The organism is Kribbella sp. NBC_01510, from assembly GCF_045040325.1.
GTDB lineage: Bacteria > Actinomycetota > Actinomycetes > Propionibacteriales > Kribbellaceae > Kribbella.
Map to the genome: position 1 here is coordinate 2190009 of NZ_CP109418.1, position 14285 is coordinate 2204293.

The window sequence follows — 14285 nt, forward strand, 5'->3', positions numbered from 1 at the left end:
CCTCGCGCTGTATAGATTCGTCTCGGGATTTAACGCCGACTTGCGGAGGTTCCGATGCGCTTCATGATGGTGTTCAAGGCCAGCGAGGAATCCGAGGCCGGAGCGATGCCGAGTGAGAAGAGCCTGACCGAGATGGGTCTGGTGATGGCCGAAATGGCCGAGAAGGGCGTCCTGCTGGCCGGCGACGGGCTACTGCCCAGTTCGAACGGCGTCCGGCTCCAGCTGGACGGCGGCAAGCGCCGGGTAGTCGACGGCCCGTTCGCCGAGACCAAGGAGCTGATCGCCGGGTTCTGCCTGATCGAGGTGGCCTCCCGCGAAGAGGCCCTCGAGTGGGGCTGGCGCTGCATGGCCGCCGACGAGGGTCCAGCCGGCACCGGTCGGGGCACCGGACTGGAGATCCGGCAGGTCGCGACCCCGGACGACTTCGGCGCCGAGTTCACGCCGGAGGCGCGGGCCCGCGAGGAGCGGACCTTCCTGAAGGCCGCGGAAAACCTTCAGAAGAGCAATACCTGACGGATCGACGCGCCGGCGGCGAGGTCGTCGAAGGCCCGGTTGAGCTCGTCGAGGCCTACCGTCGCGGTGAGCAGGCGGTCGACCGGCAGCCGGCCTGCCTGGTACAGCGCGACATAGCGCGGGATGTCCCGCGACGGCACCGACGAGCCCAGGTAGGACCCCTTCACCGTGCGCTCCTCGGCGACCAGGCTGACCGCGGGGACGCTGAACGACTGCGACGGATCCGGCAGCCCCACCGTGACCGTTGTTCCGCCCCGGCGGGTGGCGGCGTACGCCTGCTCGAGCACCTTCGCACTCCCGACGGTCTCGAATCCGTAGTCGGCTCCGCCCGCGGTCGCCGCCAGGACCTGCTCGACGGCGTCGGCAGCACGACCGTCCACAGTCACCGTGGCGCCGAGTGACCGAGCCAACTCGAGCTTCGACGGTACGACGTCGACCGCGACGATCGGATGCGCACCGACCAGGACCGCACCGAGCAGCGCCGACAGCCCGACACCACCGAGGCCGAAGACGACCGCACTCCGGCCGGCTCTGACCTGCGCCGTGTTGACGACAGCTCCCACGCCCGTCATCACCGCGCACCCGAACAGCGCCGCGATCTCGGGCGGGAGCGACGGATCGATCTTCACCGCCGAATGCGCGGACACCACCGCGTGATCCGCGAATCCGGACACGCCCAGGTGATGGTGGACGCTGTTCAGCCTTCGGGTGCCGCCGAGCAGAGTGCCGGCGGTGTTTGCGGCGGCACCCGGCTCGCAGAGGGCGGCTCGGCCTTCGGCGCAGGGGCCGCAGCTTCCGCAGGCGGGGACGAAGGCGCAGGCGACCACGTCACCCGGCGCGAACCCGGGCGCCGCCGACTCGAGCACCTCGCCGGTGGCTTCGTGGCCGAGGAGCATCGGCAGCACTCGCGGGCGGGAGCCGTCGATCACCGACAGGTCTGAGTGGCACAGGCCGGCCGCGCGGATCCGGACCAGCAGCTCACCCGGACCGGGCGGGGCCAGCTCGACCTCTTCCACGCTCAGCGGCCGCGACTCGGCGTACGGGCGAGGCAGTCGCATCTCCCGCAGTACGGCGCCGCGCACGATCATCCCGTGATCCCTTCGAGTGCCTCCCGGATGCGATCCGGGACCGGCACCGGACGGCGGTCCGCACGATCGACGAACACGTGCACGAACCGCCCGGTCGCGGCCGGCAGGTCCGAATCCTCCCGGAAGAGGCCGATCTCGTACCGCACACTGGAGTTACCCAGCTGTGCGGCCCGCAATCCCGCGTCGACGACGCCTGGGAACTCCAGTGCCTGCTTGAACGTGCACTGCGAGTCGACACAGAGCCCGATCACGTCGCCGCCGTGGATGTCGAGTCCGCCGGACCGGATCAGGAAGTCGTTGATCACGGTGTCGAAGAAGCTGTAGTACTCGACGTTGTTCACGTGCCCGTAGACGTCGTTGTCCTTCCACCGCAACGTGATCGCCAGAAAGTGCGGGAAGGAACTCCGATCCATCGGGCCACCATAGCGGCGGCCCCGGCTGTGCGACGGCCCACAACCTACGGTGCCGTAACTTACGGTGCCGTAGGGTGGGGGGAACCGCCGACGAAGGAGACCCCGGTGAACGACAAGCTGGTCACGAACCTGCTGCACGAGCTGGAACCCGTCGTCGAGGACAATCTCGAGCGGCACCTGGCGATGACCAAGGACTGGAATCCGCACGACTACGTGCCCTGGAGCGAGGGCCGCGACTTCGCCTTCCTCGGTGGTGAGGACTGGTCGCCGGAGCAGTCCCGGCTCGATCCGGTCGCCAAGGTCGCGATGGTCACCAACCTGCTGACCGAGGACAATCTGCCCTCGTACCACCGGGAGATCGCAACCCAGTTCGGCCTCGACGGCGCGTGGGGCACCTGGGTCGGCCGGTGGACCGCCGAGGAGGGGCGGCACGGCATCGCGCTGCGTGACTACCTCGTGGTCACCCGCGGGGTGGACCCGGTCGAGCTGGAGAACGCCCGGATGAGGCACATGACCGCCGGTCACGTCGTCGAGAAGAACATGCTCGAGGCGATCGCGTACGTGAGCTTCCAGGAGCTGGCCACCCGCGTCTCCCATCGCAACACCGGTAAGGCCACCGGCTGCCCGATCGCGGACCAGCTCCTGGCCCGGATCGCCACCGACGAGAACCTGCACATGATCTTCTACCGGAACCTGGTCGCCGCGGCGTTCGAGACGGCACCGAACGAGACCATGCGAGCGGTCACCAACGAGGTGAGGGACTTCTCCATGCCGGGCGCGACGATGGAAGGATTCACCCGCAACTCGGTGACGATCGCCAAGGCCGGCATCTACGATCTGCGCCTGCACCATGACGAGGTGGTCGCGCCGATCCTGCGGAAGTGGAAGGTCTTCGACCGCGAGGATCTCACCGGCGACGGAGCCAAGGCCCGCGACGAGCTCGCCGACTTCATGGCCGGCCTGGACGCCCAGGCCGCCCGGTTCGTCGAGCAACGCGACCGCCTGCGCGCCCGCCAGGCTGTCCGCACCACCAGAGCAACAGAGGTGCCGTCGGCCTGATCGTTGTTCATGCTGTACCTCGACAGGGATGACCAGGAGAGGTGGGGCGGATGAGCGTGGTGGAGGGGCGGCACACGGCGGCGTACGACGGGGACGTCGTGGTGTTCCTGATCGGTCTGCGGATCAACTCGCTGCGGGGGTTCAAGGCGTGGTTGCCGGTCGCCAGGGCGATGGGACCGATGCTGCGTGAGCTGTCGAAGGATCCGGACAGCGGCCTGCTCGGGTTCCGGACGCTGCCGACGTGGCGCGGCGCCACCCTGATCCAGTACTGGGAGTCGATCGAGAAGCTGCAGAGCTTCGCGAACGACAGCAACCGGACCCACCGGCCGGCCTGGCTCGACTACTTCAAGCAGTCGTACAAGAGCGGCGCCGTCGGCATCTGGCACGAGACGTACGTCGTCCCGGCGGGGAACACCGAGACCATCTACGGCAACATGCCGCTGCTCGGTCTCGGCAAGGTCGCCGGCGTCGTCCCGGTCGGCACCAAGGGCGAGACCGCCGCCGAACGCCTGCACACCAAGGAGTAGCCGCCCGGCCGGTCCGGCCATCCGCAGCGGTTACAGTGCAGGCGTGCGGTTCATCCGGGATCTGTGGACGCTGCTGAAGCGCCGGGATTTCCGCCGGTTGTTCGCAGTGCGGTTGACGTCGCAGTTCGGGGACGGCGTGTTCCAGGTCGCGTTGGCGTCGTACGTGCTGTTCTCGCCCGAGCGGGCTCCGGACGCGGCGGCGATCGCGGGGCTGTTCGCGGTCGCGCTGCTGCCGTATTCGGTCCTCGGGCCGTTCACCGGCGTACTGCTGGACCGGTGGTCGCGACGGCAGATCCTCTTCGGCGCGAACCTCACCCGAGCCGTCCTCGTGGTCGGAGTCGGAGCCATCGTCGCGACCGGCAACGCGGGCGTGCCGTTCTACCTGGCCGTGCTCCTTACCCTCGGCGTGAACCGCTTCCTGCTCTCCGGCCTGTCCGCCGGCCTCCCGCACGTGGTCGAACGCGACGAACTGGTGATGGCCAACGCCGTCACCCCGACCTCCGGTACGGCGTTCTTCCTCATCGGCGGCGGGGTCGGCGCCGGGGTCAAGCTGATCGGCGACTCCGATCTCGCCGTCCTCGGACTCACGGTCGTCGTCTACACCGCCGCCGCCCTGCTCGCGCTCCGGCTACGCCGCGACCAGCTCGGCCCGGACCTGAACGGCGACGAACCCGGCATCGTCGAAGCGCTCAGCACCATCGCGTCCGGCCTGATCGACGGCGCCCGGTACCTGAGCACGCGCAAGCAAGCGGCCCTCGGGCTGGGCGCGATCGGCTCGCTGCGCTTCTTCTTCGGGCTGATGACCGTCTCGATGATCCTGCTGTACCGCAACTACTTCTACGGACCCGATCAGCTCGACGAGGCCTTCGGCGCACTCGCAATCGCAACCGGTGCGGTCGGCGCGGGTCTGTTCCTCGCCGCCCTCGTCACCCCGTGGGGCACCCGGGTGATGACGCTGCGGCAGTGGATCACCTGGCTGTTCGTCGCCGCCGCGGTCGTGACCGCCGTGCCGATCGGGCTCTACACCCAGCCCGCGCTGATCGTCGGTGGCTTCCTTACCGGCTTCTGCGCGCAGGGCGTGAAGATCAGCGTCGACACCCTCGTCCAGACGGGTGTCGACGATGTCTACCGCGGCCGGGTGTTCGCGCTGTACGACATGATCTACAACGTCGGGCAGGTCTCCGCGGCCGCGCTCGGCGCGTGGATCCTGCCCGACGACGGGAAGTCGTACGCGGTGCTCGCCTTCATCGTGCTCGGCTTCGCCGCCACCGCGGTGGTGTACTCACGGCTCAGCCGGGATGACTCAGGTACCGCGCAGGGCGGTGATGGGCTGGATGGCGGAGGCCTTCCACGCGGGGTACGTGCCGGCGACCAGGCCGATGAACGCACCCAGCAGGGGTGACCCGAACGCGAGCCGGTTGTCCAGGATCGGCGTCCAGTCCCGGATCCACGACACTCCCACGGTGAGCAGTACGCCGACCGCCGTACCGAGTAGTCCGCCGAGGAAGCCGACGATCACGCTCTCCACCAGGAACTGCACCGCGATGTGTCGTCGGGCGGCCCCGAGGGCGCGGCGCAGCCCGATCTCGGAGATCCGTTCGAGCACCGACAGCAGCGTGACGTTCGCGATGCCGAGACCGCCGACCAGCAGCGCGACCGCGCCGAGCAGCAGGAACAGCGCGTTCAGGTCGGACTCGACCCCCTTGCGTACGGCGCCCTGCTTCGGCGGGGCGTCGACGCGCAGCGTGCTCGGGTTGTTCGGCTCGATCGCGATCGGCGCCTGTTCGGCGATCAACTGCGCCGCACCGACCTGGGTTCGGATCTCGACCGCGTCCGGGGATTCCAGGTCGTATACCGCCTTCGCCGCACCGTTCGGCATGATCACGGCATCGTTGAGCTCGGCCCGGCCGGAGACGGAATCGAGGATGCCGATCACCGTGTAGGGCTCGGCGCCGATGAAGATCGCTGGTTGTGAGTCGACCCGGTTGATGCCCAGCCGCTCGGCGGCATGCTTGCCGAGAACAACGACCTTGTCACCGCGCCGATCGTGTCCGGTGTCGAAGAACCGGCCGGTCGAGAGCACCGCCCGGACTGCATCCCACAACCCGGCCGAACCGGCCATCACCTGCAGCGCATGACCGTTGCGCTGATCGTCGAGCGCTTCCACGCTGCGGACGAGGTCGTCCCCCACGTCGAGGTTGCTGACTGTGCCGACCGCCTCCACGCCGTTGAGCCGCTGGATCCGATCCGGCGCGTCCCACGGCAACTGCGTGGCGGCTTCGCCTTCCTGACCGCCTTTGTCGTCCGGCTGTACGACGACCCGCGTGGCGGCCGCGAGGTCGAACCGCTGGGTGATCTGGCCCGACGCGGTCTGCCCGAGTCCGACCGTCCCGACCAGCGCGGCGATCCCGAGCACAGTGCCGAGCGTCGTCAGGATCAGCCGGGTCGGTCGGGCGGCAACGCCCGCCAGCGCCTCGTCGAGGAGGTCCCGGACAGCGGGACGAGACCGGCGGCGGAGCGAGGCGGGGCGGGGAGAGCCCGCCCGGCGGATCAGTCCGGCAAGGGCGAGCCGGGGCCGCAGTCGCCGCGCTCCGCGCCGATCGGTGGACGGCCCGCCGGCGGGATCCGGGGGGCCTGCTGGGGTTACCACTGGAGCGTTCCGTCGACGATGCGGACCTGACGTTGCGCCCGGCGGCTGACGTTGTCGTCGTGGGTGATGACCGCCAGCGTCATCCCCTCGGCGTGCAGTTCGTCGAACACCGCGAGGATCGCCTCCGCATTGGCTGTGTCCAGGTTGCCGGTCGGCTCGTCGGCGAGCAGCAGACTCGGTTCGGCGACCAGCGCCCGCGCGATCGCCACCCGCTGCCGTTCACCGCCGGAGAGCGTCGTCGGCGCGAACTCCATCCGGTGCGCGAGCCCGACCCGCTCCAGTGCAACCCGGGCCCGGGCCATCCGCTCGCGCCGCGGCACTCCGACGTACACCATCGACAGGGCGACGTTCTCCAGGACGGTCCGGTGGTCGAGCAGGTGGAACGACTGGAACACGAACCCGATCCGCTCACCACGCAGTACGGCGCGACGCCGCTCGCGCAAGCTCATCGTGTCCACCCCGTCCAGCCGATAGACACCACCGGTCGGGTTGTCGAGCAACCCGAGCAAGTGGAGCAACGTCGACTTCCCGGACCCGGACGGTCCGACGATCGACAGGTACTCCCCTTGCCCGATCGTCAGGTCGACCTCGCGGATCGCCTGGACCTCGGGTGGTCCGGGGAAGAATCGCCGTACGCCGATCATCTCGACGACCGGCGCCGGCAAGGCAACCGCGGTGGCGGTCATCGTCCCACCACCACCTGATCGCCCTCGGACAGCCTGGCGTCGCCGGCCGGCGTGACCTGCGCGTACCCGTCGGCGGACAGTCCGACCGTGACCGGCACGAGCTCCGTCTTCCCGTTCCGCAGTACCTCGATCCGCGACCCGCCGTCCGCGCCGGATGACAACGCCGCAACTGGTACGGCGAGGACCTTGCCGCCGGTGCTCTTCACCGGGATCGTCACCCGCACGTTCGCGTCTCGGAGCAGCGCCAACTGGCTTGCGGTCAGCGCGTTGGGTGCGACCACGACGTCGTACTGGTTGCCGTTCTTGGTGATCCGGCGGACCTTCGCGGCGACCGCCGTACCTTCGCCGAGGTCGAGGGTCGCGGCCATGCCCGCCTTCAGGCGCTGGGCGGTCTCGGCGTCGACCTTGACCGTGACCACCAGCGACGCGCCGCTCGCCGACATCACCACGCCGTTGACCGTGCCGCCGCGTTCGACCTTCACGTCGTCGACCCGGCGCGGCAGGGTCTTCACGTACACGATCTCGGACACCGGGAGCGGGGTACCGGCCTTGAACTCGGCCTCGCTCTGGGCTTGCTGGGCGTCGGCGAGGTTGCTCTCGGCATCGTCGACCGCACCCTGCTGGACCGAAGTGTCAGTGTTGCCACCGGCTTTGGCTGCATCTTTGGCCTGCTTGAGCTGAGCCCTCGCCTGGCGGAGCTGGTTCTTCGCCGCGTCGACCTGCTTCTTCGCCTGGTCGACGGCCTGCGTGAGTCGCTCATCCGGCGCGGGAGCGTCGTACCCGGCCTTCTCGTAGAGCCTCTCGACCGCTTGCGAGGTGTCGGTGTCGTACTCGTCGTCGACCGTGCCCGGGTCGAGGCCGAGCCGGTCCAGGGTCTGCTCGAGCTGGAGTACGTCGGGTCCCTTGCTGCCCGGACTCAACGTCCGGTACATCGGCAGTACGCCGGCCAGGCCGATGACCGGGCGGCCGGTGATCTCCAGTAACGCCTTGCCCTCGGTGATCGTCGACCCGACCGCCGGCACCTTCCCGGTCACGATGGCCGGCGTGGTCAGCCCGCTGGTCTCGACCCGGATGTTCACCGCGCCGTCGAACGAGGCGTCACCGCGGCCGATCACCTTGCTGGACAGCGCCTTCTTCGCCACCGGCACAGTGATCTGGGAGGCCTTCGGGGCTGCGGTCTTGGCGGCAGCGTCCTCCGGTGAGGTGATCCGGCTGCCCGCGGCCACGCCCACGCCGAGCGAGACGGCGGCCACCGCGGAGACCCCGACCAGGACCCGGCGCCGGGACTTGGGCGAAGCCGTCACCGGTTCGCCATCTCGTCGCGGTACGACTCGAGCTCGGTCTTGTGCTGGCTGACGAACTCCTTCTCCAGGTCGTACTGCACCTTCTTGTACGACGCGTCGTACACCTTGGCCTTGCACTTCTGGTCCGCGACCGCGAGGTCGATCTCGAACTTGCGCAGGTCGGCCAGCTTGGTCGCGTCGACCTTGTCGAACGACGGCGGACCCTGCAGCGTCTTGCCCTGGCCGTTCTTCGGCGGTGCCTGGTTGCCGGTCAGCGCGTCGAGCTTCTGCTGCACCTTCTCGCGCGGCGCGTCCACCTTGCTGAAGCCGGCCTGACCGGCGTCGGCCAGGCAGTCGGACCAGGCTTTCGTCGCGTCCACCACCCGCTGGTCGGCCTCGATCCGCTTCGACAGCGCCTGGATGTCCTTGAACAGGCTGTCGAACTTCTTGAAGTCGGCGGTCCGGTCCTTGCCCTTGCCGTAGACCTCCTCGACCGCCTTGCCGCGGCACCCGAGGTCCATCGTGCCGCTCGAACTCGGGCCGTCGCCTTCCTTCGGGGCGATCACGACGTTGCCGTTGCCGACCGCGTTCGGGCCGTTCAGCGCCTTGTCGTAGGCCTTCTTCGCGTTCGGGGAACGGGCGTTGCGGATCTTGGTGTTGGGGTTGGTGTCGTCGGCGCCGGCCTTCGACCAGTCGATGGTGCTGATGCCGTAGCCGTACTGCTCGGCGAACTTGTCCGGTGGCAGGTTGAACGCGTCGGCGAACTTGCTCTTCGGGTTCGACTCCGGCGGGACCGCGACGTACTCGAACCCGGCCGCCTTCATGCAGGCGGTGGTGGCGTCCTCGACCTTGCGCTGCTTGGCCAGTTCCTCCTCCGACGGCTGCTGACCGCCGCCGGCCCGGACCGTGATCCGCATCCCGCCGCCGGACGACGTGAAGCCTTCGCCCATGTACTCCGCTAGAGGGCTCTTGTCACTGTTCTGGTCCCCGGAGGCCACCGGATTCTGGTTGTTGCCACAACCGGCCAGCGCCAGGACCGCCACCAGGGCGAGTGCTTTTCGAGAGGTCTTCATGGCGGTCGAGCCTGAGGCGCCGGCGGTGAAGAACCTGTGAAGGACCGATTTGCACCCGATGCTCTCAGTCGATCTTCATCGGATTCTCATCAAACTCGGGGACATTGATGGGTATGCCAGCGCGGATCCTCGTCGCCGAAGACGATCTGAAGCAGGCGGAGCTGATCCGGCGGTATCTCGAGCGGGAGGGGCACCTGACCGTCGTCGTGCACGACGGACGGGCCGCGATCGACGAGGCCCGCCGGCGCAGCCCCGACCTGCTCGTGCTCGACGTGATGATGCCGAAGGTCGACGGCCTGGACGTCTGCCGGGTACTGCGGGCCGACGACGAGGTGCCGATCATCATGCTGACCGCCCGCTCGACCGAGGACGACCTGCTGCTCGGTCTCGACCTGGGCGCGGACGACTACCTGACCAAGCCGTACAACCCGCGCGAGCTCGTCGCCCGGGTCCGGACCGTCCTGCGGCGGACCCGGAGCCGGGCCGAGGGCGAGGTGTACCGGGTCGGCGAGCTGGAGATCGACCCGATCCGGCACGAGATCCGGCTGGCCGGGCGGCTGGTCGACGTGACGCCGGCCGAGTTCAAGATCCTGGCCTGCCTGGCCGCCTCCCCCGGGCGGGCCTTCTCCCGGCAGCAGTTGCTCGAGCACGCGTTCGGCTTCGACCACTACGTGTTCGACCGGACGATCGACGTCCACGTGATGAACCTGCGGAAGAAGATCGAGCCGTCGCCGGCCGCACCGGCGTACCTGAAGACCGTGTACGGCGTCGGTTACAAGCTCGCGGAAAAGGTACAGGTCGATGCGTCGTAGCGTGCTGATTCGGTTCCTCGGCCTGGCGCTCGCGGTCGCCCTCGGTGCGGTCATCGCGACCGCGGTGATCGCCACCTACAGCACCTCGGAGAAGCTGCAGGGCGAGATCGACGCGAACACCGGCCAGCTCCAGGTCGACGGGCAGATCTACGGCGAGCTGTCGAAGTACGCCTCGGATCACCCCACCTGGTCCGGGGTGGACAAGCTGGTGCACGATCTGGCCGGCAAGCTCGGCCGCCGGATCGCCGTGACCGAACCGGACGGCACTGTGATCGCCGACTCGGCCCGGATGCTCGGCGCGGGTCCCGAGCTGCCCTCGGTGCCGGCGGCAACCATCGACGCCCGCAACGACGGCACTTTGAAATTCGCCGGCGCGCTGAGCCTGTCCGCTGTGCGCAAGACGACCGTGTTGGGCCGGGCCGATGTGATCACATCGGCCGGAATAGGTTCGCCGTACCCGGTCTGGGGGCTGACCGAGCAGGAGTGGCACGAGCGCGAGAAGCTCGCGCAGAAAGCGATCGACTGTTTCCGGGCCCAGGGCGTTACGGCATCCATCGCGAACGGGGGCGACGCCGCACCGCAGGTGCTGATCGAGTCCGGCAAGCTCGCCAACGGCGTCAGCCAGATGCAGGTCTCCAAGCCCGGAGTCACGGGGTCGGACAGGTGCATGCCGCCCGGCCTGAACGCGCCCAGCGCCAAGGCGAAGATCGTGAACGACGACGAGCTCCGCCGTGCGACCGCCTGCCTCGACGCCGCCGGTGAGAAGTACACGATCGCCGACTACGACGGGCTGAAGGCGGCCGAGCCCAAGACCAAGGGTGCGGTGTCCGAGGCGTTCGCGACCTGCACGACCCAGGCCCGCTCGGAGGCGTTGACGCCGTACGTCGCTCCGCCCGCGAAGCTGTATCTGGGTGCGAAGAGCGCGTTCAACGTGTTCTCCGGCGAGGGCATGCTGCGGACCGCGGCGACCGCGCTCGGCGTCCTGCTGATCGCGGCGCTGGTGATGATCTTCGCCGGGCGCCGGCTGGTCCGCCCGATCGTGGCGCTCACCGGAGCGGCCCAACGGATGCGGAACGGCGACCACGCCGCCCGGGTCCCGGTGACCGGGAGGGACGAGGTGGCCCGGCTCGGGAATGCCTTCAACGAGATGGCGGAGGCGATCCAGCGGCACGACTTCCAGCGCAAGGCGATGGTCAGCGACGTCGCCCACGAACTGCGGACGCCGTTGGCCAACATCAAGGGCTATCTGGTCGCGTCCGAGGACGGCGTCGTACCGCTGGATGGGGAGCTGGTGACGTCGTTGCTCGAGGAGACCGAGCTGCTCGAGCACCTGGTGGCCGACCTGCAGGACCTCGCGCTCGCCGACGCCGGCATGCTCCGGCTGCATCCCGCTCCACGTGATCTGACCGAGCTGGCGCAACAGGTGGTACTGGCGCACCAGCCTGCCGCCGACACGGCCGGGGTAGCGCTGACCGCCGACGTACAAGGGGCTGCGACGGCCTCCGTCGACAGCGCGCGGATCCGGCAGGCGCTCGGCAACCTGGTCTCGAACGCCATCCGCTTCACGCCGCCCGGCGGCAACGTCGTGGTCGGCGTACGACGGGTCGACGACGGCTACAACCTGACCGTCACCGACAACGGCACCGGGATCGCCGACGAACACCTGCCACATCTGTTCGACCGCTTCTACCGTGCCGAGCAGTCCCGCAGCCGGTCGACGGGCGGCAGCGGACTGGGCCTCGCAATCACCAAGCACCTCGCCGAGGCGCACGGCGGCCGGATCACGGTGACCAGCCGCCTCGGCTCCGGATCGACCTTCACGATCTGGATCCCGGCTGGTTAACCTCAGCCTGTGGCCGGCCGGAAAGCACGCGTTGCGGATGTGCACGAGATCGCCCTGGGGATGCCGCATGTCACCGTGTGGCAGAAGGAAGACACCGAGCGGCCGGTCTATCAGGTGGGTGGGAAGTCGTTCGTGTTCTTCCGGAGCCGGCGGCCGGACGCGTTCGATCCCGACACCGGCGAGCGGTACGACGATGTGATCGTGTTCTGGGTCGAGTCGCAGGACGAGAAGCTGGCGCTGGTGGCGGACGAGTCCAACCCGTTCTTCACCACCCCGCACTTCGACGGCCACCCCTCGGTCCTGGTCCGCGGCAGCCGCATCGGCGAACTCACCAAGCAGGAGCTGACCGAGGTGATCCAGGACGCCTGGCTCTCCCGAGCCTCCAACCGCCGGGCCAGAACCTGGCTCGAGGAACACCGACTGCCACACTGAGCGTGGTGAGCTACAGGCAGGCCTTGCAACGACAGATCGGTGTCTTCACTGACCAGTCGTGTAGAACAGGGCGAGCCGTTCGACAGCCTCCGCCTTTGTCATGGCCAGTACTTCGACTTCCGGGATGTGCGCCTCTGTGACGAGTGTTCGGACGACTCCTGCGGGGATCGTCTCGGCGGGAACCTGCGGGCCTTGTCTATCCGGGATGACCTTGTCTTCGACGCAAGCCCAGAACTCTTCGGCCGTGACGGCGAGTTGGTCACGGAGGATGTGCGACCAGATCGACGGGCCATAGTCAGTGCGATCGACCGGGTGACTGATCCTCGTGTAGAGGATCAGCCCGTCCGGCAGCGCGAACTCGTAGTTGACGTGGTGGGTTCCGCGCTTGCCCGTCGCGCGCTTGCGTTCGGTCCAGCCTTCGATGAGGCAGAAGTTCTGGTGGTCCGTCCGAGTGACCGGACGGCGTTGCTCGCTCACGGCGCGCGTCAGGCGAGCAGCCAGTCGCGCAGCTGCTCGTCCGACGACAGGGCGACGATCTGCACGATGCCCCAGTTCTCGGCATGGTTGGGAGCCAGGCGAAGGTGGTCGGCCCACTCCTCGGCGTAGTCGCGGAGCGCGTCGATCATCTCCTCCGCGGCCTCGTCGAGCGTGGCACCATCTGCCGCAACGGGGAGTCCTGGAATGAAGAGTGACCAACCGTCGTTCTCCGCGACCACCTGAGCACCGGAGGGGCGAACCCGGGTCAGGAAGTGCACCAGCCGGTCAGCGTCCACGGCTGCGACCCGGCGTGCGTCTCGAGTCACCGTCGCCGGGCGACCGTCGTCGGCGGCATCGAGGATTTCCTTGAAATGCTCACGCGCCTCGCGGGCACTGCGGTAGTCGACCGTGGAGCTCATGACCATCCCTTCACTGTGTACACAGCGTACACGGCAGCGAGGCCGGCGCCAAGTGGCGTCTAGTCGAGCGGCGCGAGCGCGCGGGCGGTCTCCAGGAGGTCGGTGCCGGTGGGGAGGGTAGCGATGATCGGGGTGTCGAGGCCGTTGCCGACATAGCGATTGATGTGGTCGCGGCACTGTTCGGCGGTGCCGTGGACGATCAGGTCGTCGAGGACCTCGAGGGGTACGGCGGCCATCGCGGCGTTGCGGTCACCCGCGGCCCACGCCTCACGCATCTCCTTCATTGCCGCGCCACGGCCGAGCCAGTCGTGGAAGGCAGCGTAGCCGGGGACGGTCAGGTAGGTGGCGACCAGGAAGCGGCCGATGTTGCGGGCCATCTCCGCGTCCTCGGTGACACAGACGAAGATCCGCGCCGCCAACTCCTTGTCCGGGCCGAGCTCCGCGCGGACCTGCCGTACGTCGTCCGCGGACAGCCAGTTCGTGATCGCGCCATCCGCCTCGCGCGCCGCAAGCTTGAGCATCTGCGGCCGCAGCGCCGCGAGCATGATCGACGGCGGCACATCCGGCGCCTTCTCCAGCCGGAACCGCTGGATGGTGAAGCTGTCGAACTCGCCATCCACCTTCTCCCCCGCGAACGCCTGCCGCAGGAAACGGAGTACGTCGCGGGTCCGCGCCAGCGGCGGGTCGTACGCGATCCCGTTCCACCCGGTCACGATGGTCTCCGACGAGGCCCCGATCCCGAGCACGAACCGCCCGGGCGCGAGGTCCGCGAGCGCCGCCGCACTCATCGCGAGCGCGGCCGGTCCGCGTGTGTGCACGGGTACGACGGCCGTTCCCAACCGCAGGCGGTCGTCCCACTCGGACGCGAGTACCAGAGGGGTGAACGCGTCCGCGCCGGCGACCTCGGCGGACCAGAGGTCGGTGTATCCCAGCGAGGACAGCTCGGCAATCAGCGGCCGGTGGTCCCGCAGCGGTACCCCGGTCAGTGGAACGGTCAGACCCCAGCGCAT

Annotated in this window: 16 protein-coding genes; 7 read left to right on the forward strand and 9 right to left on the reverse strand. The window is 68.8% G+C overall.

The features are described 5' to 3' along the window. Positions 1–54: 54 nt before the first annotated feature. Positions 55–513 (forward strand): YciI family protein, encoded by a 459-nt coding sequence (locus OG558_RS10905; protein ID WP_405070103.1) that lies wholly within the window; start codon positions 55–57, stop codon positions 511–513. On the opposite strand, the gene OG558_RS10910 is transcribed toward OG558_RS10905, so the two are convergent. Next, on the reverse strand, positions 495–1601 hold the full coding sequence (locus OG558_RS10910; RefSeq protein ID WP_405070105.1) for a zinc-dependent alcohol dehydrogenase family protein: 1107 nt from the start codon (positions 1599–1601) through the stop codon (positions 495–497). The genes OG558_RS10905 and OG558_RS10910 overlap by 19 nt on opposite strands. Next, complete coding sequence (locus OG558_RS10915; protein WP_329483080.1) at positions 1598–2014, reverse strand: thioesterase family protein; 417 nt, start codon at positions 2012–2014, stop codon at positions 1598–1600. Before OG558_RS10915 ends, OG558_RS10910 begins: the two co-directional genes overlap by 4 nt. A 105-nt stretch (positions 2015–2119) precedes the next feature. On the opposite strand from OG558_RS10915, the gene OG558_RS10920 reads away from it, so the two are divergent. Genes OG558_RS10920 through OG558_RS10930 form a run of 3 tightly spaced genes read left to right on the forward strand, consistent with a single transcriptional unit; the run spans position 2120 to position 5002 of the window. Beyond that, on the forward strand, positions 2120–3073 hold the full coding sequence (locus OG558_RS10920; protein ID WP_329483081.1) for an acyl-ACP desaturase: 954 nt from the start codon (positions 2120–2122) through the stop codon (positions 3071–3073). Positions 3074–3123: 50 nt separating this feature from the next. Next, entirely contained in the window at positions 3124–3600 is a 477-nt protein-coding gene (locus tag OG558_RS10925; protein ID WP_329483082.1) for a DUF4188 domain-containing protein, read from the forward strand. Positions 3601–3643: 43 nt separating this feature from the next. After that, positions 3644–5002 (forward strand): MFS transporter, encoded by a 1359-nt coding sequence (locus OG558_RS10930; protein WP_405070106.1) that lies wholly within the window; start codon positions 3644–3646, stop codon positions 5000–5002. Here the strand turns inward: OG558_RS10930 and OG558_RS10935 are convergent. The 4 genes from OG558_RS10935 to OG558_RS10950 are packed head-to-tail and all read right to left on the reverse strand — an operon-like array spanning position 4904 to position 9292. After that, positions 4904–6250: an ABC transporter permease gene (locus OG558_RS10935; protein ID WP_405070107.1), complete on the reverse strand. Its 1347-nt coding sequence runs from the start codon at positions 6248–6250 to the stop codon at positions 4904–4906. The genes OG558_RS10930 and OG558_RS10935 overlap by 99 nt on opposite strands. Next, the gene (locus OG558_RS10940; RefSeq protein WP_405070108.1) at positions 6244–6936 is read right to left on the reverse strand and encodes an ABC transporter ATP-binding protein; all 693 of its coding nucleotides are present in this window, start codon (positions 6934–6936) and stop codon (positions 6244–6246) included. The genes OG558_RS10935 and OG558_RS10940 overlap by 7 nt, the downstream gene beginning before the upstream one ends. Next, complete coding sequence (locus OG558_RS10945) at positions 6933–8240, reverse strand: peptidoglycan-binding protein (protein WP_405070109.1); 1308 nt, start codon at positions 8238–8240, stop codon at positions 6933–6935. Before OG558_RS10945 ends, OG558_RS10940 begins: the two co-directional genes overlap by 4 nt. Then, positions 8237–9292: a hypothetical protein gene (locus tag OG558_RS10950; RefSeq protein WP_405070110.1), complete on the reverse strand. Its 1056-nt coding sequence runs from the start codon at positions 9290–9292 to the stop codon at positions 8237–8239. The genes OG558_RS10945 and OG558_RS10950 overlap by 4 nt, the downstream gene beginning before the upstream one ends. Before the next feature lie 113 nt (positions 9293–9405). Here OG558_RS10950 and OG558_RS10955 point away from each other — a divergent pair, with 113 nt between their 5' ends. The 3 genes from OG558_RS10955 to OG558_RS10965 are packed head-to-tail and all read left to right on the forward strand — an operon-like array spanning position 9406 to position 12379. Further along, complete coding sequence (locus tag OG558_RS10955) at positions 9406–10104, forward strand: response regulator transcription factor (RefSeq protein WP_405070111.1); 699 nt, start codon at positions 9406–9408, stop codon at positions 10102–10104. Then, positions 10094–11947, forward strand: a complete 1854-nt coding sequence (locus tag OG558_RS10960; protein ID WP_405070112.1) for a sensor histidine kinase — start codon at positions 10094–10096, stop codon at positions 11945–11947. Before OG558_RS10955 ends, OG558_RS10960 begins: the two co-directional genes overlap by 11 nt. Positions 11948–11956: 9 nt before the next feature. Beyond that, positions 11957–12379 carry an MmcQ/YjbR family DNA-binding protein gene (locus tag OG558_RS10965; protein WP_405070114.1) on the forward strand — a complete coding sequence of 141 codons (423 nt, stop codon included), beginning with the start codon at positions 11957–11959 and terminating at the stop codon, positions 12377–12379. Positions 12380–12424: 45 nt separating this feature from the next. On the opposite strand, the gene OG558_RS10970 is transcribed toward OG558_RS10965, so the two are convergent. Genes OG558_RS10970 through OG558_RS10980 form a run of 3 tightly spaced genes read right to left on the reverse strand, consistent with a single transcriptional unit; the run spans position 12425 to position 14285 of the window. Next, entirely contained in the window at positions 12425–12856 is a 432-nt protein-coding gene (locus OG558_RS10970; protein WP_405070115.1) for a hypothetical protein, read from the reverse strand. A gap of 8 nt (positions 12857–12864) precedes the next feature. Then, positions 12865–13275 carry a type II toxin-antitoxin system prevent-host-death family antitoxin gene (locus tag OG558_RS10975; RefSeq protein ID WP_329483098.1) on the reverse strand — a complete coding sequence of 137 codons (411 nt, stop codon included), beginning with the start codon at positions 13273–13275 and terminating at the stop codon, positions 12865–12867. 59 nt (positions 13276–13334) lie between these two features. After that, complete coding sequence (locus tag OG558_RS10980) at positions 13335–14285, reverse strand: LLM class F420-dependent oxidoreductase (RefSeq protein ID WP_405070116.1); 951 nt, start codon at positions 14283–14285, stop codon at positions 13335–13337.

Excerpts from the sequence above, each read along its gene's own strand:
- OG558_RS10950 (WP_405070110.1), bottom strand. The coding sequence starts at position 9,292 with ATGAAGACCTCTCGAAAAGCACTCGCCCTGGTGGCGGTCCTGGCGCTG.
- OG558_RS10925 (WP_329483082.1), top strand. The coding sequence starts at position 3,124 with ATGAGCGTGGTGGAGGGGCGGCACACGGCGGCGTACGACGGGGACGTC.
- OG558_RS10905 (WP_405070103.1), top strand. The coding sequence starts at position 55 with ATGCGCTTCATGATGGTGTTCAAGGCCAGCGAGGAATCCGAGGCCGGA.
- OG558_RS10955 (WP_405070111.1), top strand. The coding sequence starts at position 9,406 with ATGCCAGCGCGGATCCTCGTCGCCGAAGACGATCTGAAGCAGGCGGAG.
- OG558_RS10910 (WP_405070105.1), bottom strand. The coding sequence starts at position 1,601 with ATGATCGTGCGCGGCGCCGTACTGCGGGAGATGCGACTGCCTCGCCCG.
- OG558_RS10980 (WP_405070116.1), bottom strand. The coding sequence starts at position 14,285 with ATGCGCTGGGGTCTGACCGTTCCACTGACCGGGGTACCGCTGCGGGAC.
- OG558_RS10960 (WP_405070112.1), top strand. The coding sequence starts at position 10,094 with ATGCGTCGTAGCGTGCTGATTCGGTTCCTCGGCCTGGCGCTCGCGGTC.
- OG558_RS10940 (WP_405070108.1), bottom strand. The coding sequence starts at position 6,936 with ATGACCGCCACCGCGGTTGCCTTGCCGGCGCCGGTCGTCGAGATGATC.
- OG558_RS10915 (WP_329483080.1), bottom strand. The coding sequence starts at position 2,014 with ATGGATCGGAGTTCCTTCCCGCACTTTCTGGCGATCACGTTGCGGTGG.
- OG558_RS10975 (WP_329483098.1), bottom strand. The coding sequence starts at position 13,275 with ATGAGCTCCACGGTCGACTACCGCAGTGCCCGCGAGGCGCGTGAGCAT.